The 22,332-nt window shown below is 74.5% G+C and carries 24 protein-coding genes and 1 pseudogene; 14 read left to right on the top strand and 11 right to left on the bottom strand.

Translation table 11 applies throughout. From position 1 onward, the window contains the following. Positions 1–122 precede the first annotated feature (122 nt). The gene (locus AC6I72_RS02560) at positions 123–710 is read right to left on the bottom strand and encodes a VanZ family protein (RefSeq protein WP_497999104.1); all 588 of its coding nucleotides are present in this window, start codon (positions 708–710) and stop codon (positions 123–125) included. Positions 711–1,016: 306 nt separating this feature from the next. Between AC6I72_RS02560 and AC6I72_RS02555 the strand changes: the two genes are divergently transcribed. The 7 genes from AC6I72_RS02555 to AC6I72_RS02525 all read left to right on the top strand — a co-directional run bounded on the left by AC6I72_RS02555 (position 1,017) and on the right by AC6I72_RS02525 (position 5,822). Next, positions 1,017–1,199 (top strand): hypothetical protein, encoded by a 183-nt coding sequence (locus AC6I72_RS02555; protein WP_497999102.1) that lies wholly within the window; start codon positions 1,017–1,019, stop codon positions 1,197–1,199. Beyond that, the gene (locus AC6I72_RS02550; RefSeq protein ID WP_497999100.1) at positions 1,196–1,648 is read left to right on the top strand and encodes an MrpF/PhaF family protein; all 453 of its coding nucleotides are present in this window, start codon (positions 1,196–1,198) and stop codon (positions 1,646–1,648) included. Before AC6I72_RS02555 ends, AC6I72_RS02550 begins: the two co-directional genes overlap by 4 nt. Further along, positions 1,641–1,904: a Na(+)/H(+) antiporter subunit B gene (locus AC6I72_RS02545; protein ID WP_366726556.1), complete on the top strand. Its 264-nt coding sequence runs from the start codon at positions 1,641–1,643 to the stop codon at positions 1,902–1,904. Before AC6I72_RS02550 ends, AC6I72_RS02545 begins: the two co-directional genes overlap by 8 nt. Continuing rightward, complete coding sequence (locus tag AC6I72_RS02540) at positions 1,901–2,641, top strand: MnhB domain-containing protein (RefSeq protein WP_497999099.1); 741 nt, start codon at positions 1,901–1,903, stop codon at positions 2,639–2,641. The genes AC6I72_RS02545 and AC6I72_RS02540 overlap by 4 nt, the downstream gene beginning before the upstream one ends. Before the next feature lie 19 nt (positions 2,642–2,660). Further along, a complete protein-coding gene (locus tag AC6I72_RS02535) occupies positions 2,661–3,008 on the top strand; it encodes a sodium:proton antiporter (protein WP_498004571.1) in 348 nt (115 codons plus the stop codon). Then, entirely contained in the window at positions 3,008–4,786 is a 1,779-nt protein-coding gene (locus AC6I72_RS02530) for a complex I subunit 5 family protein (protein WP_497999097.1), read from the top strand. Before AC6I72_RS02535 ends, AC6I72_RS02530 begins: the two co-directional genes overlap by 1 nt. A 64-nt stretch (positions 4,787–4,850) precedes the next feature. After that, complete coding sequence (locus tag AC6I72_RS02525) at positions 4,851–5,822, top strand: ribose-phosphate diphosphokinase (protein WP_497999096.1); 972 nt, start codon at positions 4,851–4,853, stop codon at positions 5,820–5,822. Here AC6I72_RS02525 and AC6I72_RS02520 read toward each other — a convergent pair. The 4 genes and pseudogenes from AC6I72_RS02520 to AC6I72_RS02505 form a co-directional block, all read right to left on the bottom strand. Further along, positions 5,788–6,207 carry an anti-sigma factor antagonist gene (locus AC6I72_RS02520; protein ID WP_497999095.1) on the bottom strand — a complete coding sequence of 140 codons (420 nt, stop codon included), beginning with the start codon at positions 6,205–6,207 and terminating at the stop codon, positions 5,788–5,790. The two genes, AC6I72_RS02525 and AC6I72_RS02520, sit on opposite strands and share 35 nt — an antisense overlap. Before the next feature lie 163 nt (positions 6,208–6,370). Beyond that, a pseudogene (locus AC6I72_RS02515) lies at positions 6,371–6,950 on the bottom strand (amidohydrolase family protein); the annotation flags it as partial. 131 nt (positions 6,951–7,081) lie between these two features. After that, on the bottom strand, positions 7,082–7,381 hold the full coding sequence (locus tag AC6I72_RS02510) for a DUF4235 domain-containing protein (RefSeq protein ID WP_497999093.1): 300 nt from the start codon (positions 7,379–7,381) through the stop codon (positions 7,082–7,084). A gap of 143 nt (positions 7,382–7,524) precedes the next feature. Then, complete coding sequence (locus tag AC6I72_RS02505; protein WP_497999091.1) at positions 7,525–8,553, bottom strand: glutathione S-transferase family protein; 1,029 nt, start codon at positions 8,551–8,553, stop codon at positions 7,525–7,527. Positions 8,554–8,902: 349 nt separating this feature from the next. Here AC6I72_RS02505 and AC6I72_RS02500 point away from each other — a divergent pair, with 349 nt between their 5' ends. After that, on the top strand, positions 8,903–9,817 hold the full coding sequence (locus tag AC6I72_RS02500) for a cation diffusion facilitator family transporter (protein ID WP_498004570.1): 915 nt from the start codon (positions 8,903–8,905) through the stop codon (positions 9,815–9,817). Between the two features lie 157 nt (positions 9,818–9,974). Here the strand turns inward: AC6I72_RS02500 and AC6I72_RS02495 are convergent, their stop codons facing one another. After that, a complete protein-coding gene (locus tag AC6I72_RS02495; protein WP_497999089.1) occupies positions 9,975–10,424 on the bottom strand; it encodes a nitroreductase family deazaflavin-dependent oxidoreductase in 450 nt (149 codons plus the stop codon). A 683-nt stretch (positions 10,425–11,107) separates the two neighbouring features. On the opposite strand from AC6I72_RS02495, the gene AC6I72_RS02490 reads away from it, so the two are divergent. The 4 genes from AC6I72_RS02490 to AC6I72_RS02475 all read left to right on the top strand — a co-directional run bounded on the left by AC6I72_RS02490 (position 11,108) and on the right by AC6I72_RS02475 (position 14,300). After that, the gene (locus AC6I72_RS02490; RefSeq protein WP_497999088.1) at positions 11,108–12,352 is read left to right on the top strand and encodes a cytochrome P450; all 1,245 of its coding nucleotides are present in this window, start codon (positions 11,108–11,110) and stop codon (positions 12,350–12,352) included. A gap of 12 nt (positions 12,353–12,364) precedes the next feature. Next, positions 12,365–12,580 (top strand): ferredoxin, encoded by a 216-nt coding sequence (locus AC6I72_RS02485; protein WP_497999086.1) that lies wholly within the window; start codon positions 12,365–12,367, stop codon positions 12,578–12,580. Between the two features lie 78 nt (positions 12,581–12,658). Then, positions 12,659–13,216: a flavoprotein gene (locus AC6I72_RS02480; RefSeq protein ID WP_497999085.1), complete on the top strand. Its 558-nt coding sequence runs from the start codon at positions 12,659–12,661 to the stop codon at positions 13,214–13,216. Between the two features lie 115 nt (positions 13,217–13,331). Beyond that, positions 13,332–14,300 carry an aldo/keto reductase gene (locus AC6I72_RS02475; protein WP_037851150.1) on the top strand — a complete coding sequence of 323 codons (969 nt, stop codon included), beginning with the start codon at positions 13,332–13,334 and terminating at the stop codon, positions 14,298–14,300. A gap of 19 nt (positions 14,301–14,319) precedes the next feature. Here the strand turns inward: AC6I72_RS02475 and AC6I72_RS02470 are convergent, their stop codons facing one another. From AC6I72_RS02470 to AC6I72_RS02455, 4 genes are all read right to left on the bottom strand, one after another. After that, entirely contained in the window at positions 14,320–14,919 is a 600-nt protein-coding gene (locus AC6I72_RS02470; protein WP_497999083.1) for a universal stress protein, read from the bottom strand. 29 nt (positions 14,920–14,948) lie between these two features. Further along, the gene (locus AC6I72_RS02465; protein ID WP_498004569.1) at positions 14,949–16,199 is read right to left on the bottom strand and encodes an SLC13 family permease; all 1,251 of its coding nucleotides are present in this window, start codon (positions 16,197–16,199) and stop codon (positions 14,949–14,951) included. Between the two features lie 113 nt (positions 16,200–16,312). Further along, entirely contained in the window at positions 16,313–17,044 is a 732-nt protein-coding gene (locus tag AC6I72_RS02460; RefSeq protein ID WP_497999082.1) for a DUF4232 domain-containing protein, read from the bottom strand. Between the two features lie 167 nt (positions 17,045–17,211). After that, complete coding sequence (locus AC6I72_RS02455) at positions 17,212–18,639, bottom strand: serine/threonine-protein kinase (RefSeq protein WP_497999081.1); 1,428 nt, start codon at positions 18,637–18,639, stop codon at positions 17,212–17,214. Between the two features lie 45 nt (positions 18,640–18,684). Between AC6I72_RS02455 and AC6I72_RS02450 the strand changes: the two genes are divergently transcribed. Continuing rightward, the gene (locus AC6I72_RS02450; protein WP_497999080.1) at positions 18,685–19,248 is read left to right on the top strand and encodes an RNA polymerase sigma factor; all 564 of its coding nucleotides are present in this window, start codon (positions 18,685–18,687) and stop codon (positions 19,246–19,248) included. A 166-nt stretch (positions 19,249–19,414) separates the two neighbouring features. On the opposite strand, the gene AC6I72_RS02445 is transcribed toward AC6I72_RS02450, so the two are convergent. Beyond that, positions 19,415–21,796: a SpoIIE family protein phosphatase gene (locus AC6I72_RS02445; RefSeq protein WP_497999078.1), complete on the bottom strand. Its 2,382-nt coding sequence runs from the start codon at positions 21,794–21,796 to the stop codon at positions 19,415–19,417. Positions 21,797–22,085: 289 nt separating this feature from the next. Here AC6I72_RS02445 and AC6I72_RS02440 point away from each other — a divergent pair, with 289 nt between their 5' ends. Next, the gene (locus tag AC6I72_RS02440) at positions 22,086–22,331 is read left to right on the top strand and encodes a hypothetical protein (protein WP_497999077.1); all 246 of its coding nucleotides are present in this window, start codon (positions 22,086–22,088) and stop codon (positions 22,329–22,331) included. Position 22,332 lies beyond the last annotated feature (1 nt).

The following is a 22,332-nucleotide window of genomic DNA, read 5'->3' as shown; positions in this document are numbered from 1 at the left end:
TGAATTAAGGGGGCGTCAATACTCCGGGACAGAGCGGTCGGTGCCCGGGGGCGGGGCCCGCGCCGGGTCCTCGTGTCAGCCGTGTCCCGTCTCACCCGTGCCACTTGTCACCGTGCCGCGCGTCACCCGTGCCGCCTGCGCGCGTGCACGGCCCGGCCCATGCGCCGCCCGAGCAGGAGGTGACCGGCCAGCGCACCCGTCGTGTTGAGGATGACGTCGTCGATGTCGAACGCCCGCCCGGTGATCAGCGCCCCCTGCGCGAACTCCACCAGCAGCATGACGAGCGCGGTGAGCAGCAGCACGCGCAGCAGCCCGCGCGCCCGCGGCGCGAGCACCGGTACCAGCACGCCGAACGGCACCCCGAGCAGCAGGTTCCCGCCGATCTGCTGGACCGCGTCCCGCAGTCCCGGCTCGTTCAGATAGGCCCGCAGCGACCGGCCCGGGTGCAGGTTCGTGTGCACGAAGGACACCGACGAGGGCGACGGCTGGAGCGTCAGCCGGGCCAGGACGACGGCGAACGCCACCATGAACACGAAGGCGCACGCCATCGCGGGAAGGCGCAGCGGCCACGGCAGGGGCCTGCGGCCGTGCGGGTCCTCCCGCGCGTCCCGCGCCTTCGCGTCCCGCGCCTCCCCGCTCCGCGCGGCGGGCCGGGACCTGGCCGTGCGGGACCGGAACACGGTGAGCGGGTGGAACGCGATCCTGCTCATGTCATCCTCCGTACGCCAACTCGGCCTGCTGCTGGGCCGGTTACCCGCGAACGCCCCCGGGATGCAGGACCGGCGGCCCCGGCGGCCCGGCCGGGCCGCCGGTTTCCGTTGCTGCTGTCGGGGCATCCGGGCAGCGGACCCGCGCGCCGCCGCGCGCCCCACGGCCGGGGCGGTGCTTGGATGCCGGGGAAGCGGCGTCAGGGAACGCGGCAGTACAGCGGAACAGCGCACGGCGAGGCGGTGCGCAGCGAGCCGGCGCACGGCAAGGCAGAGCACGGCAGCGGAACCAGCCCGGGGAGGTGCCGGTTGAACCCGCGTACGACACTCCTCGCGGTGGGCGAGGTGCTGGCCTGGTGGGCCGCGCTCGTCGTGCTGTGGCTCATGCTCATCAGCACCGTCTACACCCTGGAGTGGGTGGTCGGCGCCTGCGCCGCGGGCGTGGGCGCGCTGGTCGCACGGGCCGGACGGCAGGCGGTGAGCCGCAGGTGAACGGGTGGCTCGTCGCGGCGACGGCCGTCCTGGCCGTCGGTCTCGGCACGACCCTGTGGGGCGTCGCCACCGGCCCGCTGGGGCGCCGCGTCGTCGCGCAGAACCTCTCCACCGCCCTGGTCTGCCCCGGCCTGCTCCTGCTCTCCCAGGGCTACGGGCGCACCTCCTACGTCGATCTCGCCCTGCTCCTGGCCCTGCTGGGCCCGGTCGGCACCCTTGTCTTCGCCCGTCTGCTCGCCGACGAACTCGCCGAGGACCCGCCGCAGGCCTGGGCGGCGACCTGGGCCTGCGCCCTCGCCGGCGCGGCCGTCGTGCTGGTGCTGTGCGTGGTCACCGGACCCGGCCGGGCCACGGTGAAGCTCCTGATCGTCGGGGCGCTGCTGGTCGGCGGGAACCTCCTCGCCTCCCGGGCCCTGTCCGGCGGTTTCCCGGGGGTGAACGGTGGCTGACGCACTCGTCGTCCTGGCCCTGCTCGCCGTCGCGGGCTGCGCCACCGCCGCCGTCGCCAACCGCGACCCCGCGCGCCAGGCGCTCGTCCTGTCCGTCCTCGGCACCGCCCTCGCCGTGCTCTTCACCGTCCTGCAGGCGCCCGACGTCGGTCTCTCCCAGCTCGCCGTGGGTTCCGCCCTCACCCCGCTGCTCGTCATGCTCACCGTCCGCAAGGTCCGGCGGCGTTCCGCCCACGGCAAGAACGGCAGGCAGTGACCCCGCGCGCCCGGCTGTGGCTGGTGTTCCTCGGCGGCGGCGCTCTGGCCGCGCTGCTCGTCGCGGCCTGTCTGCGGCTGCCCGCTTTCGGCGGTCCGTGGCACCCCTACGGCGACCGCGCGGTCGGCGCCTCCCTGACCCGGCACATCGCCAACACCATCGCCTCCGTCAACTTCGACCAGCGGGCCTTCGACACAATGGGCGAGATGACGATCCTCTTCGCGGCCGTCCTCGGCTGCGTCGTCCTGCTGCGCCAGGCCCGCGACGAACACCGCGATCCGCCCCTGCCCTCCGAGGTCGCCGCCCCCGTACGCCGCTGGGCCCTGGCCGTGCTGCCCGTCGCGCTGGTCACCGGCCTCTACGTCGTCGCCCACGGCCAGCTCAGCCCCGGCGGAGGCTTCCAGGGCGGGGTCGTCGCCGCGACCGCCCTGCACCTGATGTACCTGGGCGCCGACTACGCCGCCCTCGAACGTGTACGCCCCGTCGACGCGTACGAGATCGGCGACGCGCTGTCGGCCTCCGCGTACCTGGTCCTCGGCTTCGCCGGAGTCCTCACGGGCACCGCGTTCCTCGCCAACACCCTGCTGCCGTACGGCACGTTCAACACCCTGTCCTCCGGGGGCACCGTCCCGCTGCTGAACGCGGCCATCGGCATGGAGGTCGCCTGCGCCGTCGTCGTGCTGCTCGCCCGCTTCCTGGACCAGGCCGTCGAGATCGAGGAGGAGAAGGGGGAGTGAGCGCGCCGTGAGCGACGTCATGCACGTCCTTCCGTACCTGGTGGCCGCCTACGTGTTCCTGGCCGGCTGCTACGGCCTGGCCACCAGCCGGAACCTGATCCACGCCGTGGGCTGCCTGGCCGTGTGCCAGTCGGCGACGTACATCCTGCTGCTGGCCGTCGGGTACCGAGACGGCGGCACGGCGCCCGTCTTCTCCGACATCAAGCCCGGCTCGCGGCCCGTGGTCGACCCCCTGGTGCAGGCGCTCACACTGACCGACATCGTCGTCGGCGCCACGGTCACCGCGCTGCTGCTCGCGCTGACCGTGCAGATCTCCAAGCGGCACGGCACGGTGGACCCCGACGAGCTGAGGGAGCTGCGCGGCTGATGCACCGTCTGCTGCCGCTGCTGCCCGCCGTCCCGCTGCTGGGCGCCGCCCTCCTCGTCGCCGGCGGGCGCCGCCTGCCCCGCCCCGCCGCCGAGGCGTTCGCCTCCCTGGTCTGCGCCGCCACCGCCGCGCTGGCGATCTGGCTGCTCACCGGCTCCTCGCCGCCGCTCACGGAGTGGGTGGGCGGCTGGTTCCCGGTGGGCGGCGAGAGCGTCGGCATCGTCGTGACCGGGGACGGCGCGAGCCTCGGCATGGCGGCACTCGTCTCGCTGCTCACCCTCGCCGCGCTGGCGTACTCCTGGCACTACTTCGACGAGCCGCCGCGCGGCCACGCCGGTTCCTTCCCCGCGCTGATGCTGCTCTTCCAGGGCGGCATGTGCGGGTTCGCGATCGCCGCCGACCTGTTCAACGCCTTCGTGTTCTTCGAGCTGATGAGCGTCGTCGCCTACGCGCTGACCGGCTACCGCATCGACGAGGCCAAGGCCGTCCAGGGCGGCCTCACCTTCGGCGTCGTCAACTCGCTCGGCGCCTACTTCATGCTCATGGGCATCGCCCTGCTCTACGCCCGCACCGGTGAACTGGCCATGGCGAAGATCGGGCGGGGACTGGCCGCCGCCGGGCATCACGGCCCCGACGCGCTGGTCCTGGCCGGTTTCGTGCTGTTCCTGACCGGCCTGCTGGTGAAGGCCGCCGCCGTGCCCTTCCAGTTCTGGCTGCCGGACGCGCACGCCGTCGCGCCCACCCCCGTGTGCATGCTGCTGTCGGGGGTGATGGTGGAACTCGGCGTCTACGGCGTCTGGCGGGTGTACGGCACCGTCTTCTCCGGGCCGGGCGGCGTCCCCGCCGCCGACGCGACGCGGGCGCTGGTGGTGCTCGGCGTGCTGACCGCGGCCGTCGGCTCGGTCATGTGCTGGTACCAGCGCCACATCAAGCGACTGCTCGCCTTCTCCACCATCTCCCACACCGGCCTCTTCCTGGTCGGCATCGGCGTACTGAAGGCCGAGGCGGACGACGGGACCGCCCTGTACGTCCTCGCCCACGGCGGTGTGAAGGCCGCCCTGTTCGCCTGCGCGGGCATCCTGCTCGACCGCTACGGCAGCGTCGACGAGTTCTCTCTGCACGGCCGCGCCCGGCGCCTGCGCGGTGTCGGGGTCATGTTCGCCGTGGGGGCGCTGGCCCTGGCCGGGCTGCCGCCGTTCGGCACCGGCCTCGGCAAGGCGGTGAGCGAGGAGGCCGTCGGCGGCCCGCTCACCGTGCTCTACGTCGCTGCCTCCGCCCTCACCGGGGGAGCGGTGCTGCGCGTCGCCGTCCGGGTGTTCTTCGGGCTCGGACCCCGGCCCGAGGGGCGGGACGGCGGGGAACGCGACGAGGACGAGACGTCCGGCTCCGGCGAGGAGCCCGAGACCAGGCAGCGGCTGGACAAGGTCCCGATGACCATGCGCACGGTTCCGGCCGTGCTGCTCGCCGCCGCGCTCGCCGTCGGCGCGGTCCCCGGCTTCGCCGGCCGGGTGGGGCACGCCGTCGACGAGGCCGGGACCTGGGGGGTGTTCTCCTCGGTGCAGTGGACGGCCGGCGGTGTCCTGCTGGACCTGCTGTCCACCCTGCTGGCGGTCGCGCTCGCCGCGGTGGCCGTGGCCCGCCCGGGGCTGCTGGCAGCCCCGGACTGGGCGCTGCCGCTGCGGCGCCTGCAGTCGGGGCACGTCGGCGACTACGTGGCCTGGCTGCTGGTCGGGGCCGCGCTGCTCGGTGCGCTGGCCCTGCCCGGCGTCCTCGGGTGACCCCTGCCGCCCGGTCAGTAGCATGAGCCCCGGCAGTCCGGAATGATCATGCGAGGAGCGGATCGTGCGAGACATCGCGGTGTTCAGCGGCAGTGCCCATCCCGACCTGGCGGCGGAGGTCTGCGCGCACCTGGGTGTGCCGCTCAGTCCCACCCGGGTCAGCCGGTTCGCCAACGACTGCCTGGAGGTGCAGTTGCAGGCCAACTGCCGGGAACGGGACGTGTTCCTGATCCAGCCCCTGGTCAAGCCGGTGCAGGAGCACCTGGTGGAGCTGCTCCTGATGTGCGACGCGGCGCGCGGCGCCTCCGCCGGGCGCATCACCGTCGTCATGCCGCACTACTCCTACGCCCGCTCCGACAAGAAGGACGCCCCGCGCATCTCCCTGGGCGGGCGGCTGGTGGCCGACCTGCTGGTCGCGGCGGGCGCGAGCCGGGTCCTGGCGATGACGCTGCACGCGCCGCAGGTGCACGGCTTCTTCACGGTGCCGGTCGACCACCTGCACGCGCTGCGCGAACTGGCCGCGCACTTCAGGCAGTACGACCTGACACGCACCACGGTCGTCTCGCCCGACCTCGGCAACGCCAAGGAGGCCGCCGCCTTCGCCCGGATGATCGGCGCCCAGGTGGCCGCGGGCGCCAAGCAGCGCTACGCCGACGACCGGGTCACGATCAGCTCGGTCATCGGCGATGTCGCCGGGCGGGACGTGATCGTGCTGGACGACGAGATCGCCAAGGGCAGCACGGTGCTGGAACTCCTGGACCGGCTGCGCGAGTCGGGGCCGCGCTCGATCCGGATCGCCTGCACGCACGGTCTGTTCGCGGCGGGCGCCCTGAAACGGCTCACCGAGCAGAGCGACGTGCTGGAGATCGTGTGCACCAACACCGTGCCGGTGCCGGTGGAGGGCCACGAGGAGTACCGGGCCCACGGGGACAAGCTGCGGGTGCTGTCCATCGCCCCCGCGCTCGCCGAGGCGGTGCGCCGGATCCACAACGGGGAATCGGTCAGCGCGCTCTTCGACGCGCCGCGGGACGAGTAGAGCGGGCCGGCGGCCGGGCGGGGGCGGCGTCCACGGCGGCGTCCAGGGTCGGCCTCGGGGGCAGGTGCCGGGACAGGCCGGTGACGGCGAGCACCCGCAGGGTCAGCGGGTGCGCGCACACCAGCAGCAGTTCCCCGCCCTGTCCGAGGACGCGGATCCGGGCCCGGTGCAGCAGGCGCAGCCCGGAGCAGTCGAAGAACTCCACTCCGCTCAGGTCGATCACCACCCGCGCCCCCGGCCGGGCGGTGACCCGGTCGAGGCGCGGCAGGATCCGCAGCGCGGAGGCGATGTCGATCTCCCCGTGGAGCTCCAGCACGGTGTACCCGCGGTGCCTGCGGACGCGCAGCTGCCGGGCGGGTGGCGCGGGTGCGGGTGCGTTCGCCACGACGACTTCGCCTCCAACCGGTGGGTTCGCTGCGGCGGGGGGCGCGCTCAGGGAGCGCACTGCCCGCCCTCGTCCTGCAAGTTACCCTCGTTGGAGTGAATTCCAGCATGTTCGATTGACATATGTCTGTGAATTGCCGTTGGCCTCCCGGCGGGGTCCCGCCTCACTCGGCGGCGGACACTCGCACCCCGCCCACGTACGTCTCCCGCACCTTCGTGTCCGCGATCTCCTCCGGCGGACCGGCGAACGGGTCACGGTCCAGCACCACCAGGTCCGCGAGCGCCCCCGTGCGCACCTCGCCCGTGTCGTCCAGGTGGTTCACCCGCGCCGGGCCCGCCGTGCAGGCCCTGACCGCCTCCGCCAGGCCGATGCGCTCGGCGGGCAGGAACACCGGCGCCCGGCGGGCGGGCTCGTGCCGGTTGACCGCCACGTGGATGCCCCGGAGCGGATCGGGGCTGCTGACCGGCGCGGCCTGCAGTGGCTGGATGCTGGCCGTCGCGCCCAGCCGGGCGAACCGGGGGACGTCGTCGGGGTGCACCACCTGGAGGTGTGCCAGGTGCGGCCGGGTGTCGCTCGGCCCGTTCGCCGCGCGCGGCCTCGACGGCGTCCAGCGCGTCCCGTACCGCCCCGCCTCCCAGCGCGTGGAAGCGGCACTGGAAACCCAGGGCGTCCAGCGCGGTGACGTACTCCGGGAGGCGGCCGGGGGAGACGACTGAGCCCCCCGCGCGTCCGGGAGCGGGGCCCGGACGCGCGGGGGGCGGCAGGGGGCGGCGGGCGACGCGGCGGGGTGCGGTGTCCCGGCCGTCGTCCGTGCCGGGTCCCGCTCCCGGACGCGCGGGGCCCGGCCGTCGGGGTCGGTCGCTGCCCTTCGGGGTCAGTCGCGGCCGTCCGCGCTCTTGGCGGGCCAGACCCCGGTCGAGCGCGCGATGGCCGCCGCGCCCGCGCGGTCCACCGCGCTGCGCACCACGGCGAACAGCGCGCCCTGCACGGCCGCGGCGAGCAGGATCTCGCCCCAGCGGCGGTCTTCGTCGAGCGCGTCCGGGGCGTCGTCCTCGTGCCGGAAGGCCTTCCACGTCGTGCGGAACGCCTTTCCGGCCAGCGCGCCGCCGACCCAGCCGAGCACGAAACCGACGGGCTGGTAGACGAGCGGGAGCTTGTTCTTCTTCTTGGCCACCTGGGTCCTCCTTCGCAGGGACAGCGGATACGGCGGGTACGGCGGGCAGTGCGGTCACGGCCGGCACTGCGGTCAAGGGGGGAAGGGCGGGTACGGCGGGTGCGACGACGCCTGCGGATGACGCCGCCGTCGCCGCCGGGGCGTCAGGGCCTGCCCCGGGACGGCACCCGTTCGGCGTCGCGCACAGGGCCCGGCGGAGTTCCCTCACCGAAGGGCCGGCCGCCGAGTTCCTCGCGCCGGTGCGGCGTCAGCCAGCCGGACAGGTCCGGCCCGAGGGGCACGATGCCGGTGGGATTGATGCCGGTGTGCACCTGGTAGTAGTGCCGCTTGATGTGGTCGAAGTCGACGGTGTCCCCGAAGCCCGGCGTCTGGAAGAGGTCGCGGGCGTACGCCCACAGCACCGGGTTCTCCGTCAGTTTCCAGCGGTTGCACTTGAAGTGCCCGTGGTACACGGCGTCGAAGCGGACCAGCGTGGTGAACAGCCGGATGTCCGCCTCGGTGATCGTGTCGCCGACGAGGTAGCGCTGCCGTTCCAGCCGCTGAGCCAGCGCTTCCAGCCGGCGGAACACGCCCTCGCACGCCACCTCGTACTCCTGCTGGCCGGTGGCGAAACCCGCCCGGTAGACGCCGTTGTTGACGTCCTCGTAGACCTGCGCCATCACCGTGTCGATCTCGTCGCGCCGGGCCTGCGGATACAGGTCGGGCGCCCCGGGCCGGTGCAGTGCCGTCCACTCGGTGGCGAGGTCGAGGGTGATCTGCTGGTAGTCGTTGGTGACCAGCTCACCGCTGGACACGTCGACGACCGCCGGGACGCTCACCCCGCCGGGGTAGCCGGTCTCCCGCCGGTCGTAGGCCTCGCTGAGGTAACGGATGCCGAGCACCGGGTCCCGGCCGCCGGGGTCCAGGGTGAACCGCCAGCTGCGGTCGTCCTGGACCGGGTCGACGACGGCCAGCGACAGCGCGTCCTCCAGCCCGAGCAGCCGCCGTGACACCAGGGCCCGGCTTGCCCAGGGACACGCCCGGCTGACCACCAGCCGGTACCGCCCGGCCGCCACCGGGTGCCCGTCCCGTCCGTCCGCGGTGATCCGGTCGGCGAAATGGCTCTTCGAACGTTTGAATGACTTGTGGCCGTAGGAGCGGTTGCCGTCGTCCCGGTCGTCTCCGTCGCCCATGCCCGTTCCTCCCTGCCGTCGCGGCACACCGGTGAGGTGCGCTGGTGAACGCGTTCCCCGAAATCGGCCGGCGGCACGGTGTGATCCGCACCGACGGGGGCAGTCGGCGAACGTGGACGGGACACCCGACGAGCCGGCCGAGACGCCCGGCGCAGCCAGCAGAGTGGACACCGCCGAGACCGCCGGCACGGGCGGAGGTGCCGATACCGCCGACAGAGCGGAGCATGCCGGGCAAACCGGCGCCGCCGGGACCTCCGAGGCCACCGGCGCCGCCGGGACCTCCAAGGCCACCGGCGCCTCCGGACCGGACCCGGGACCGGCCGCAGACCGGAAGACCCGGGTCACCGTCCTGGTGGCGCTCGCGGCCAACCTGGTCATCGCGGTCGCCAAGGCCGTGGGCGGCCTCGTCACGCACTCGCCGGCCCTGCTGTCCGAGGCGGCCCACTCCGTCGCCGACAGCCTCAACGAGATCTTCCTGCTGGCCGCGCTGCGCCGCAGCCGCCGCCCCGCCGACCGGCGCCACCCCTTCGGCTACGGCAAGGAGCGGTTCTTCTGGTCGCTCCTCGCGGCCGTCGGCATCTTCGTGATGGGCGGCTGCTTCTCCTTCTTCCAGGGCGTCGAGGCCCTGCGCGACGGCGCGGAGGAGGACTTCACCGGCTACGTGGTCGGTCTCGTCGTCCTCGGTGTCGCTCTGCTGGCCGAGGGGACCTCCCTGCTGCGGGCGGTGCACCAGGTGCGCGGGCAGGGCGGCGCGGGCGGCCTGCGCGACCCCGCGCTGCGCACGGTCGTCGCCGAGGACGGCACCGCGGTGCTCGGTGTCACGCTCGCCCTCGCCGGCATGGCGCTGCACATGGCCACCGGCCAGGTCGTGTGGGAGGCTTCCGCCTCACTCGCCATCGGCGCGCTGCTCGTCTACGTCGCCTACCGGCTGGGCCGCGACGCGCGCGACCAGCTGATCGGGGAGGCCGCGGACCCCGAACTCAGCGGCAGGATCCGCAGTCTGCTGCGGGCGCAGCCCGAGATCGACAGCGTGGAGGCGCTGCTCACCATGAAACTGGGCCTCGACTCCGTCCTGGTGGCCGCCCGGGTCGACCTGGCGCCCGGCATGGACAGCGAGCGGGTCGAGGAGGTCGCGGTGCGCATCAAGGAGTCGATCGCCCGCACCGTCCCCGTCGCGGACCAGATCTTCCTCGACGTGACCGACCGCCCGGCCGAGGAGGCACGAAAGAGCCCCGCCGCGACGGGGGAACGCGGCGGGGCCTGAGAGACGGGTGCCCGCCGCACGGCCGGTCCATGCCTGCCGGTCCGGCATCCGCCCGCAACGGACGTACATCCACGACGGCCGCCCCCGACGGTCCCCCTGCCGTCCCGGGCGGTCCCCGGCCGTCCCGGGCCGCACCGGGCGCGGTCCCGGGCCGGTCTCAGTGCGCGCCGGTCGCCTCCAGCACGAAGACCGGGATCTCCCGCGAGGTCTTCTCCTGGTACTCGGCGTACGGCGGGAACGCGGCGACGGCCCGCTCCCACCACTCGGCCTTCTCCTCGCCGGTGACCTCACGGGCCGTCATGTCCTGCTTCACCGGGCCGTCCTGCAGCTCGACCCGCGGGTCGGCCAGCAGGTTGAAGTACCAGAACGGGTGCTTGGGCGCGCCGCCCTGCGAGGCCACCACGGCGTACCGCCCCTCGTGCTCCACCCGCATGAGCGGCGTCTTGCGGATCCGGCCACTGCGCGCACCGCGCGTGGTCAGCACGATGACGGGCAGCCCCGTGTCCATCAGCGTGGTTCCCTCGGTCCCGCCGGACTTCTCGTACAACTCCACCTGTTCCCGCACCCACGCGGCGGGGCTGGGCTCGTACTCGCCCTCCAGAGGCATGACGTCCGTCCTCTCCTGATCCGTCGGTCCTGATCCGTCGGCCGGTGATCCGCTGGTTCTGATCCGTCGGTCCTGATCCGTCTCCGGCAGGTCTCCGGCCGTCCACCGCGCTGCAACACCGGCGCACGGACGATTCATCCCTACCGCGTTCCCCCTCGCCCATGCGCGGCCCGTGCCGTCGTCTGCCAGGGAGCGCGGAATCCGGCCGACGGTGAGGGCGCCGTGGTGCCCGGCGAGATCCGGCAGGTGCCGGGGTCCGCCGGACGGCCGTATCGCGCCAGGTTCCGCGGCCGCACCTCACCGCGCGGTGCGGCCCGGTCCTGCGTCACCACGTCCGCGCGGACGGTGCGCCCACCGCGCGCGCCCTCGGCCCGGCCCACCACCCCCGTAGGCCTGCCGACCAGGCCGTCCGCACCGCCCGTGCCGGGATCACGGCGCCCGGCCGCTGCCGGCGCAGCGGCCCGAGGGCGGCGGCGGACAGGGGCGGCGACACGGTGCGGGCGGACATGGCCGGATCGTGCGGCCGGGGCCGCCTCGGGGACAATCGGACTACGAAGCGGAAGAGGCGCTTCCCGGCCAGATCCGGCAGATCGCCGATGTGGCCGAACTTCGCGTCGCCCTATAGATGCCCCAGGCATCTAATGAAGATCGGCACGACGCACCCTTCGTCTGCGAGGTCTTCCATGCCGGACCCGACCATCGAAACCCCCCGCACCGCCGAGACCCCCCACTCCGCCGGGACCGCCCAGGCCGTGGCCTTCCCGCAGGACCGCACCTGCCCCTATCACCCGCCCACCGGCTACGCCCCCCTGCGCGAGACCCGCCCGCTCGCCCGCATCACCCTCTACGACGGCCGCCCGGCCTGGCTCGTCACCGGGCACGCCCTCGCCCGCCAGCTGCTCGCCGACCCGCGCCTGTCCAGCGACCGCACGCGCGACGGATTCCCGGTGACCACCGCCCGTCTCGCGGGGGTGCGCGACCGCAGGACCGCCCTCCTCGGGGTCGACGACCCCGAGCACCGCACACAGCGGCGCATGCTGATCCCGAGCTTCACCCTCAAGCGCGCCACCACCATGCGGCCCCGGATCCAGGGGATCGTCGACGGCCTGCTCGACCGGATGACCGACCAGGGACCGCCCGCCGAACTCGTGCGGGACTTCGCCCTGCCCGTGCCCTCCATGGTGATCTGCGAACTGCTCGGCGTCCCCTACGCCGACCACGAGTTCTTCGAGGAGCAGTCCCGCCGGCTGCTGCGCGGCCCGGACGTGGCCGACGTGCTGGACGCGCGCGACCGGCTGGAGGCGTACCTGGGCGACCTCGTCGACCACAAGCGCAAGGAACCGGGCGACGGAGTCCTGGACGACCTGGTCCAGCAGCGGCTCGGCGAGGGCGAACTGGACCGCGCCGAGGTCGTCTCCCTGGCCATCATCCTGCTCATCGCGGGCCACGAGACCACCGCCAACATGATCTCGCTGGGCACCTACACCCTCCTGCAGCACCCCGACCGGCTGGCCGAGCTGCGCGCCGACCCCGCGCTGCTGCCCGTCGCGGTCGAGGAGCTGATGCGGATGCTCTCCATCGCCGACGGACTGCTGCGCCAGGCGGACGAGGACATCGAGGTGGCGGGCACCACCATCAGGGCCGGGGACGGCGTGATCTTCTCGACCTCCGTCATCAACCGCGACCGGACCCTCTACGAGGCCCCGGACGAGCTGGACTTCCACCGGCCCACCCGCCACCACGTCGCCTTCGGCTTCGGCATCCACCAGTGCCTCGGCCAGAACCTCGCCCGCACCGAACTGGAGATCGCCCTCGGCTCCCTGTTCGCCCGGCTGCCCGGACTGCGGCTGGCCGCCCCGCCGCAGGAGATCCCCTTCAAACCCGGCGACACGATCCAAGGAATGCTGGAACTCCCCGTGACCTGGTAAGAGGCTGCTCCCATGCGCATCGACATCGACAAGGACCGCTGCATCGGCGCCGGCCAGTGCGCCCTGGCCGCCCCGGGCGTGTTCACCCAGGACGACGACGGCTTCAGCACCCTGCTCCCCGGCAGGGAGGACGGCGGCGGCGACCCCATGGTCAGGGAGGCCGCGCGGGCCTGTCCCGTCGGAGCCATCACCGTGACCGAGAAGGACGGCGCCCAGCCCCTGGGGTGACGGGAACGACGGGGCCGGGGCAGCCGGGCCGGGGCAGGCCCCGGCCCGCCCCGGCCGCGCGGCGGTAGGGTGCCGCGGGTGACCGAACCGGCCGGGGAGACACCCGCGAAACCCTTCCTCTACGTCGTCGTCTGCGCCGCCGGTGTCGCCGCGGGCGTCGGCACGCTGGTCGCCGCCGCCCGAGCGCGCGGCTGGGCGGTGGGCGTGATCGCGACGCCCACCGCCATGGGCGGCTTCTTCGACACCGAGGACGTCCGGGAGCGCACCGGCCGCCCCGTCCGCTCCCGGTGGCGCACCCCGGCCGACCCGCGCCCCTTCCCGCCGCCGGACGCCGTGGCCGTCGCGCCCGCCACCTTCAACACGGTCAACAAGTGGGCGGCGGGCATCGCCGACACCCTCGCCGTGGCCACCCTGTGCGAGGCCCACGGCCTCGGCGTCCCGGTCGCCGCCCTGCCCTGCGTGGCCGACGCGCTGGCCGTCCACCCCGCCTACCGTGACAGTCTGGCCCGCCTGCGCGGCATGGGCGTGCGCATCGCCGACCGGTACACCGGCGCACTCCGCGAGGACGGCACCCGGCCGGACTTCCCCTGGGAACAGGCCCTCGACCTGCTCGACGCGGACCGGCTGCGGCCCTGACCTCCCGCGCCCCCGGCCCGGCCCACCCCGTCCGGCATCCGGTCCGGCCGACCGTCATGATCGAATGCGCCCTACGCTCTCCCTGGCAACCACCCCGAAGACGGGAGCAGCAACGATGCAGTACGTGAAGCTCGGTTCGACGGGCCTGGACGTGTCGCGGATCTGTCTGGGCTGCATGACGTACGGCGTGCCCGAGCGCGGCACGCACGAGTGGACCCTCGACGAAGAGACGTCCCGGCCGCTGATCCGGCAGGCACTGGAGGCCGGGATCACCTTCTTCGACACGGCCAACGTCTACTCCGACGGCACCAGCGAGGAGATCGTCGGCCGGGCCCTGCGGGACTTCGCCCGCCGCGACGACATCGTGCTCGCCACCAAGGTGCACGGCCGGATGCGGCCCGGACCAAACGGCGCCGGCCTGTCCCGCAAGGCGATCATGACGGAGATCGACCACAGCCTGCGCCGCCTCGGCACCGACTACGTCGACCTCTACCAGATCCACCGCTGGGACCCGTACACGCCGGTCGAGGAGACGATGGAGGCGCTGCACGACCTGGTCAGGGCGGGCAAGGTGCGCTACATCGGGGCGAGTTCGATGTACGCCTGGCAGTTCTCCAAGGCCCAGTACACCGCGCAGGCGCACGGCTGGACCCGCTTCGTCTCCATGCAGAACCACTACAACCTCCTCTACCGCGAGGAGGAGCGCGAGATGCTGCCGCTCTGCGCGGACCAGGGCGTCGGCGTCCTGCCCTGGAGCCCGCTCGCCCGCGGCCGCCTCACCCGGGACTGGGGCGTCGAGACCGGGCGCAGCGCCACCGACAACTTCGGCAGCACCCTCTACCCGGAGGGGGACCGGGCCATCGTGGAGGCCGTCACCCGCATCGCCGCCGAGCGCGGTGTCCCGCGCGCCCAGGTGGCGCTCGCCTGGCTGCTCCACCAGGACACGGTGACGGCACCGATCGTCGGCGCGGCCCGGCCCGGGCACCTGGAGGACGCGGTCGCCGCGGTCGGACTCGAACTGAGCGACAAGGAACTCGACGAGCTGGCGCGTCCCTACACGCCGCACGAGGTCAGCGGCCACTGAGCGGCGCCGCCCGGCGGATTCAGCGGTGCCGGGGCGGCCCGCCCGGGTGCGGGGGTTCGCCGTGCGGCGGCTTCGGGGGCGGCGGTCCGGGGCGGTCCGGTCCCGGGTGGCCCGGCTCGCCGTGCCGCGGTCCGGCGTGCGGCGGGGGCGGCGGCAGCGTCGTGAGGTCCGGTGCGGCTTCCGGCCACACCAGCAGCACCGGGCACGGTGCGTGGTCGACGACGAACCGCACGGCGGGCCCCAGACTGCGCGGCCCGAGCCGGTCGCGGTCGCCGTCACGGGCCAGCACCAGCAGGTCGGCGTCCCCGGCGGCGGCCACCACCTCGCGCTCGGCCCGCCCCGCCCGCTCCAGCCGGGTGCACGGCCGCCCGAGCCGGGCCGCCGCCGCTTCCAGCAGCCCGGCCGCCGACGCCCCGCCGAGGTCGGCCAGCCGGTCCCCCGGATCCCGCTCCGGATGCCCCCGGCCGAGCAGCCCGGCGAACGCACCGTGCGCCACGGCCGGGACCTCGGCCCCGCTGACGTGCAGCAGCACCACCTCGGACGAGTCCGGCGCATGGCCGCGCACGGCGTCCACGCAGGCGGGCCAGGTGCCCTCGACGAGCCAGGCGATCACACGCATACGACGGCCTCCTCAGCCGTTCGGGTGTCTCACAGGATCTGCAGCGCCCCCCACAGTGCCACCACCGCGGGCACCAGCGTGGCCGGCACGGCCAGCACACCCAGGCGGGTGAACTCCTTGAGGTCCACCTCGTGCTCGTGCTGGTGCACGATCCGCCGCCACAGCAGGGTCGCCAGCGAACCGGCGTACGTCAGGTTGGGGCCGAGGTTGACGCCGAGGAGCACGGCGAGGACCGCGCCCGGCCCGGCCGGGGCGGTCAGCGGCAGCAGGACCAGGACCGCCGGGAGGTTGTTGATCAGGTTGGCCAGGAGCGCCGCGAGCGCGGCGATCCCGAGCAGCGCGGGCAGCCCCGTCCCACCGGGCAGCAGGTGCCCGAGCGCGTCGGCGAGCCCGTTGTCGACCACCGCACGGACCACGATCCCGAGCGCCAGGACGAACGCCAGGAAGGCCGGCGCCGCCGCCCGCACCACGGTCAGCGGCGTGGCCCGGCGCCGCACCAGCGCCCGCCCGGCCAGCACCAGCGCCCCGGCCAGCGCCGCCCACGCCGGTTCGACACCGAACGTGGACGTCACCACGAACCCGGCCAGCGTGCAGGCCACGGTGACCAGCGCGAACACCGGGAACGCCGGGGCCTCGCCGGTGTCCGGGGCGGGCGCCGAGGCCGCCAGGTCACGGGCGAAGAACCCGCGGAAGACCAGGTACTCGGCGGCGATCGCCACCAGCCACGGCAGCGCCATCAGCACGGCGAACCGGGTGAAGCTCAGCCCGCTCGCCGCGAACGCCAGCAGGTTGGTCAGATTGGAGACCGGCAGGAGCAGCGAGGCCGTGTTGGACAGGTGGGTGCAGGCGTACACGTGCGGCTTCGGCCGCACGCCCGTGCGCGCCGCGGTGGCGAACACGACCGGGGTCAGCAGCACGATCGTGGCGTCCAGGCTGAGCACGGCCGTGATCGCCGACGCCAGCGCGAACACCGCCGTCAGCAGCCGCACCGGACGGCCCCGCGCCCGGCGGGCCATCCACGCGCCGCACGCCTGGAACAGCCCCTCGACGTCGCAGAAGTGGGCGAGGACCAGCACCGCCGCCAGGAACCCGACCACCGGACCCAGCTGCTGCGCCTCCTCGCGCGCGTGGCCGAGCGAGATCGCCCCGGTGGCGACGGCCACGCAGGCCGCGGGGACGGCGAGCGCCGCCTCCGGCCATCCGAAGGGCCGCACCACGGCCCAGGCGAGGACGGCGACGAGCAGGACGACGGACAGTGTCTCTGCGAACGCGGTGTTCAGGGCTCGGTCCTCCGGAGGCGGTCAGCGGTGCTCGCACATCAAAGCAAACCCGCGTGCCGGCTCCGCGCGCACGTGCGGGGTCCCGGGCGGGCCGGGGACCGGCGGGCGGCGGCTCAGGGGCCGGTGCCGGGGCTGAGGACCGTCAGGAAGACCGAGGACGAGTTCCCGCCCACCGGGATCCGGCCGGCCGTCCACCGCACCGTGAGGTGGTCGCGCTCGTCGGGCGGGGTGACGATCAGCGCCGCCGGCGACGCGGTCTTCGCCTCGCTCACCTCGGGGTTGGAGAACGTCAGGCCGGCCCACGCGCTCTGCCCGGGGCGCAGCGTCACGGTGGCGGGCGAGCCCGTCTCCCGCCTGGGGTCCGGGCCCAGCTGCCTGCCGGCGGCGTCCACGAAGGCGGCGCCCGGATAGCCGTGCACGGTGCAGGTGCGGCCGGAGGTATTGGTGAGCACCAAGGGGAAGTTCTCCTGCCCGGCGCCCGGGTCGCCTCGGCCCACCGTCGCCCTCAGCTGCGAGGTGTGACAGCGGGTGCTCCGCGCCGTCGTGCCCGTCCCGCTCCCCTCGCGCGTGCCCGTGCCGCGGCCCGGGGCGGTGGTGGCGGGGGAGGAGCCCGGCCGGGTGGCGGCGGTGCTGCCCGGTGCGGTGGTGGCGGGGCCGGGCGTGTCGCTCGTGACGGGTGCCGCGCCGCTCGTGGTGCCGCCGGTCGCGGGCGCGGCGGGGCCCGGTACCTTCTGCGGACCGGCCGACGTGCCGTCCGCGCTGCCGCAGGCGGTCAGCAGACCCAGTACGGCCACCGAACCCGCGAGCAGGGCACCGCGGCGGTGGGCAGGGGACGTGTGCGCCATGTTCCACGCTCCTCGTCTTCGTCGCACGCGCTCGGGGCGTGCGTCCGGCGCCTGGTGCGCCGACATGAGGTCCGATGCGCGGACCGGGCGGAAAGTTCGCGGTTCCGGGGAATTCCTCCCGAAGCGTTCTTCCCGTTCCGGCCCGCGCCACGTTCACTCGTACGGGGTCAGGTGACCCGCAGGGAGCGGACTATGCGGTCGGTCGCGTCGTCGCCGTCGCGCTGCCGGATCTGCACGTACACCCGGGGCAGGCGGGCGGAGCCGGCCGGGGCCAGCGCCGCCTCGGTGAGCCGGCTCCCGGCGGGGCAGCCGCTCCAGGTGCGCATCCGGCCGTGCCACCGGTCACCCGTGTAGGAACGGCTCCCGTCGTAGTGGCAGCCGGGATGGTCCACGGCGTCCACCCGGGCGGTGACGTCGCCCGGCCCGCTCAGCCCGACGAAGACGCCGCGCACCCCGGTGCCGAGGTCCTGCCACCGCGTCAGGTCGTCGGCCACGGCGAGTCCCGGCTCGTGCCCGGCGGGCAGCCCCAGCGACCGCGGGTCCCAGCCGGAGTCCAGCAGCTGCCGCCCCCAGCCGTCCGGCACCCGCAGCTCGATGCGGCCGGTGGCGTCCGTCACCCGCACCCCGGACGGGGCCGGCGGCCGCAGCACCAGCGCCAGGGCGACGCCCGCGGCGGCGAGGACAGCCACGACGGCCGCCGCCGTCACGGCCGCGCGCCGTCCGCGCCACGCAAGGCGCCCGCGCGGCCGGGCGGCCGGCGGCTCCGCCCGCTCCGCCTCCTCCGCCCCGCCTTCCGCCCCGGCCGTCGTCGCAGCCGCCCGTTCCAGTTCCCGGGCGAACGCCCCGGCGTCGGGCCAGCGCCGCTCACGGTCCGGTTCCAGCGCGCGCAGGAGCGTGCGCGCCACGCCCGGATCCAGACCGGGCCGCAGCCGCCGCGGCGGCACGATCCGGCCCGGCGCGCCCGGAACCGTGCCCGTGACCAGCTCGTAGCCGACCGCGCCCAGACTGTAGACGTCGGCCCGCGCGTCGATGCCCGCGCCCGGCTCCGCCTGCTCGGGCGGCCGGTACCCGGCCGAGCCGGCGGCCAGGGTCAGCCCCGAGGCCTCGGCCAGGCTCTTGGCGAGCCCCAGGTCGGCGAGCAGCACCCGCCGGGTGCCGTCCGGCGCGGTGCGCAGCAGCACGTTGCTCGGCTTGATGTCCCGGTGCACGACGCCCGCCTCGTGCAGCGCCTGCGCGCCCCGGGCGGCCAGCGCGGTCAGCCGCAGTGCCTCGGCGAGCGGCAGCGGGCCCGCGGCGAGCAGGTCGGCGAGGGTGCCGCCGTCGGCGTACTCCATGACGAAGTACGGTCTTCCGTCGGGCAGTTCCCCGATGTCGTGGACCTGTACCACGCGCGGCGAGGCCGCCTTGCGCAGCAGCCGGGCCTCGGACAGGAACCGTTCCCGCACGTCCAGACGGTGCGACCAGTTCTCGGCGAGGACCTTGACGGCGACCGGGGCGTCCAGTTCGTCGTCGTGGGCCAGCCACACCGTGCCGAAGGCGCCGGTACCCAGGCGCCGTTCGAGCCGGTAGCGGCCGATCCGTCCGACGGAGTGCATGGCACTATCATGCCTGCTGCGAGATCGACTCCGAGGAGGTCCGTCGTGCCCGATGCGGCGCCGACCGAAGAACTCGCCCGGCGCGCCGCGGCCGGCGACGGCGGGGCGCTGGAGGAACTGCTGCGGGAGATCCGCCCGGAAGTGGTGCGGCGCTGCGGGCGTTTCCTGCCCTGCCGGGAGGACGCGGAGGAGGCCGCGCAGGACGTGCTGCTCCAGCTCGCCCGGCGGATCACCACCTTCGAGGGCCGCAGCCGGTTCAGCACCTGGCTCTACACGGTCGTCGCCAACTGCTGCCGCCAGAAGTACCGCGAACTCAGGCGCCGCGCCGCCGAGCAGCCCGCCGCGATCGAACCGGCCCAGCACGTCGACCCGCGCACCACCAGTGTCATCGCGGGCTCCCGGATCGACCTCCTGGAGGCGCTGGAACGGCTGGAGCGGGAGCACCCCCACCTGGTGGCGCCGCTGGTGTACCGGGACATCTGCCGGCTGGAGTACGCGGAGGCCGCCGAACGGGCGGGGATCCCGCTGGGCACGCTGAAGTCGCGGCTGCACGCGGCGCGCCGCCAGGTCAGGCCCTGGCTGTCGGACGGCGCGCCGGACACGCCCTGAGCCGGCACCGGCCGCCCACGGCAGCACCGGCCACCCCGTACGGGCCGTCTCAGGCCGCGCGGGCTGTCGGTCTCGCCGGGCCTGCGCGGTACCCGGTCACGTCCGCCGCCCCGGTGGCCGGCCGCGTCCCGCAGGGCCGGCCCGCCCTCGGCCCACTCGTCACTCCTCACTCGTCGTCGAGCAGGCTCAGTTCGGCCCAGATCGTCTTGCCCTCGGTGGTGTGCCTGCTTCCCCAGCCCCGGGTGAGCTGGGCGACCAGCAGCAGTCCGCGTCCGCCCTCGTCCCACGTCTTGGCCCGGCGCAGGTGCGGGGCGGTGCTGCTGGTGTCGGAGACCTCGCAGATCAGGTGCGTGTCGTCATGGATGAGGCGCAGCCTGATCGGCGGGGTGCCGTACCGGATGGCGTTGGTGACCAGCTCGCTCACCACCAGCTCGGCGGTGAACGCCACCACGCTCAGCCCCCAGACCTCCAGCTGTTCGAGGACCTGCTTGCGGACCGGCGCCACCAGCGACGGGTCCGCCGGGATGTCCCAGGTGGCCACCTGGGAGGGGGGCAGTCCCCGCGTGCGGGCGAGCAGCAGGGCCACGTCGTCCGACGGGCTGCCCGCGGGCAGCAGCGCGTGCAGCACACGGTCGCAGGTCTCCTCCAGGGAGTCCCCCCGCTCGGCCAGCGTCTCGCGCAGCAGCCGGTGACCGGCCTCCACGTCCCGCTCACGGCTCTCCACCAGCCCGTCGGTGAAGAACGCCAGCACGCTGCCCTCGGCCAGGTCCAGCTCGGCCGACTCGAACGGCAGCCCGCCCAGGCCCAGCGGAGGGCCGGGCGGCAGCTCGATCCGGCGGGGCGGGCCGTCGGGCGGCACCAGCACCGGGACGGGATGCCCCGCGCGGGCCAGCGTGCAGCGCCGCGAGACCGGGTCGTACACCGCGTACAGGCAGGTCGCGCCGACCTCGCCGGGGCGCCCCCGCTCCTCGCCGCCGGCCTCCGCGGACATCCGCGCGACCACGTCGTCGAGGTGGGTCAGCAGCTCGTCGGGGGCCAGGTCGATGTCCGCCAGGGTGCGCACGGCGGTGCGCAGCCTGCCCATGGTGGCCGAGGCGCCCACCCCGTGCCCGATGACGTCCCCGACGACCAGGGCGACCCGCATGCCGGACAGCGGGATCACGTCGAACCAGTCGCCGCCGACACCGGCCCGGGCCGCCGGGAGGTAGCGGGAGGCCGCCGTCACGGCGGCCGTGCGCGCCAGGGTGCGCGGCAGCAGACTGCGCTGCAGGGCGAGGGCCGTCTCGCGTTCGCGGGAGTAGCGGCGGGCGTTGTCGATGCAGACGGCGGCCCGTGCCGTGACGTCCTCGGCCAGCAGCACGTCGTCGGGCAGGAACCGGGCGGTCTGCGCGAACCGGGTGAAGACGGCGACCCCGAGCGTGATGCCCCGGGCACGGATCGGCACCGACATCGTCGAGTGGACTCCGAGCCGGCCGACGCGCCGGCTGCGCACCGGGTTCCAGGCCAGCCACTTCTCCAGGTCACCGGAGTTTTCGGACACCACGATCGCGTGCCCCGACAGCAGGGAGGCGCCCTGCGGCGAGGCGGCCGGGTAGACCTCGCTCTGCCCGAGAGGGGTCACCGCCTCGGGTTCGCCGGGTGTGACCGAGCGGTGCGCGACGCGCCGCAGCGCGGCCGGCACGCTCAGCGTGCCGATGGGCAGTTCACCGCCGTGCTCGGGCGGATCGACCAGGTCGACGCTGACGAAGTCGGCGAGCGCGGGGACGCAGACGTCGGCGAGTTCCTGTGCCGTCCGGGTGACGTCGAGGGTGGTGCCGATGCGCACGCTGGCCTCGTTCACCAGTTGCAGCCGCTCGCGGGCCCGGTACTGCTCGGTGAAGTCGTGGGCGGCGACGCAGACGCCGCGCACCCGGCCGGAGGGGTCGGTGACCGGGGACATGCGGGCCATCCAGGCGCTCACCCGCCCGTCGCCGCCGACCGGGGCGTACGTCCGCACGTCGTGCCCGCGGCCGGTGTCGAGGACCTGGAGCATGTGCCGTTCGACGTCCTCGCTCTGCCGCCCGCCGCCGATCTCGGACAGCCGCAGCCCGCGCAGCCGCTCCCCGCGGACGCCGAGCACCTCGGCCATGGCATCGTTGACCGCGCGCAGCCGCAGCCGTTCGTCGTAGATCGCGACGGCGCACGGGGACTGGACGAGCTCCACCCGGGCCAGCGGGTCGTCCGGCGCCTCGCGGTCGCCGCCCTCCAGCGGGGTGACCACCAGCCAGTCGCCGCCGTCCCGCGCGTGCCGGTGGTGCGCCAGCACCCAGACGGACACGGCGTGCCCCTCGCGGTGGCGCAGGCTGAGCGTGCCGTTCCAGCGGTGTCCCGCGGGCAGGGCGGTCGGCATGCCGTCCGCGAGCAGGGTCGCGGCAGGCCTGGCCAGGACCTCGTCCGGCGCCCAGCCGAGCAGCCGGCGCGCGCCCTCGTTCCACTCGACGAGGTCGCCGTGCTCGTCGACGACGGCCCGCGCCGTGGCGGCGTCGTCGAACGGATAGACCGGACTCATCCTCGTCACTCCATCGCGCACACTCACAGTGATCAGGTGTGTCACTCGCGTTCCAGCGTAGTGCGTACCGCCTCCGTGCGGTCGGCCGCCCCGGGAAGGGCCGGGGAAGGATCCGGGAAGACGGGGACGGGCGGACGCGGACGCGGGTGTGACACGACGGCAAGGAATGTGACGCACCTCTCAGGGGGGATCGGTCCGCCGACCGGCGCACTCCCGTCGCGGTACCTCCCGAAACCGCCCTGACCTGGGGCTATTTACGCGCCAGTACCATCGCGGTACCGTATGGTCCATGCCAGCGCTCAATGTGGAGTTCAGCGACCGCGAGCTGGAGGACCTCCGGCAGATCGCCAAGGAACGCGGTACGTCGATGAAGGCGCTCGTGCGTGAGGCCGCCGCGGCCGACATAGCCCGGCACCGCGCCCTGCAGGAGGGCGCCGAGGCCTTCCGCCGGTTCTTCTCCGCCCACGCCGACGAATTCGCCGCGGCCTTCCCCGAGGACGAGCGGCCCGGCAGGAGCCAGGGACGGGCCGCCTGAC

This window comes from Streptomyces sp. Xyl84, from assembly GCF_059731885.1.
The sequence above is the reverse complement of the archived record's forward strand: the minus strand, read 5'-3'. Positions and strand labels throughout refer to the sequence as shown.

Excerpts from the sequence above, each read along its gene's own strand:
- AC6I72_RS02470 (WP_497999083.1), bottom strand. The coding sequence starts at position 14,919 with ATGCGTGTGATCGCCTGGCTCGTCGAGGGCACCTGGCCCGCCTGCGTG.
- AC6I72_RS02490 (WP_497999088.1), top strand. The coding sequence starts at position 11,108 with ATGCCGGACCCGACCATCGAAACCCCCCGCACCGCCGAGACCCCCCAC.
- AC6I72_RS02475 (WP_037851150.1), top strand. The coding sequence starts at position 13,332 with ATGCAGTACGTGAAGCTCGGTTCGACGGGCCTGGACGTGTCGCGGATC.
- AC6I72_RS02505 (WP_497999091.1), bottom strand. The coding sequence starts at position 8,553 with ATGGGCGACGGAGACGACCGGGACGACGGCAACCGCTCCTACGGCCAC.
- AC6I72_RS02560 (WP_497999104.1), bottom strand. The coding sequence starts at position 710 with ATGAGCAGGATCGCGTTCCACCCGCTCACCGTGTTCCGGTCCCGCACG.
- AC6I72_RS02485 (WP_497999086.1), top strand. The coding sequence starts at position 12,365 with ATGCGCATCGACATCGACAAGGACCGCTGCATCGGCGCCGGCCAGTGC.
- AC6I72_RS02445 (WP_497999078.1), bottom strand. The coding sequence starts at position 21,796 with ATGAGTCCGGTCTATCCGTTCGACGACGCCGCCACGGCGCGGGCCGTC.
- AC6I72_RS02440 (WP_497999077.1), top strand. The coding sequence starts at position 22,086 with ATGCCAGCGCTCAATGTGGAGTTCAGCGACCGCGAGCTGGAGGACCTC.
- AC6I72_RS02460 (WP_497999082.1), bottom strand. The coding sequence starts at position 17,044 with ATGGCGCACACGTCCCCTGCCCACCGCCGCGGTGCCCTGCTCGCGGGT.
- AC6I72_RS02495 (WP_497999089.1), bottom strand. The coding sequence starts at position 10,424 with ATGCCTCTGGAGGGCGAGTACGAGCCCAGCCCCGCCGCGTGGGTGCGG.
- AC6I72_RS02530 (WP_497999097.1), top strand. The coding sequence starts at position 3,008 with ATGCACCGTCTGCTGCCGCTGCTGCCCGCCGTCCCGCTGCTGGGCGCC.
- AC6I72_RS02455 (WP_497999081.1), bottom strand. The coding sequence starts at position 18,639 with ATGCACTCCGTCGGACGGATCGGCCGCTACCGGCTCGAACGGCGCCTG.
- AC6I72_RS02535 (WP_498004571.1), top strand. The coding sequence starts at position 2,661 with ATGCACGTCCTTCCGTACCTGGTGGCCGCCTACGTGTTCCTGGCCGGC.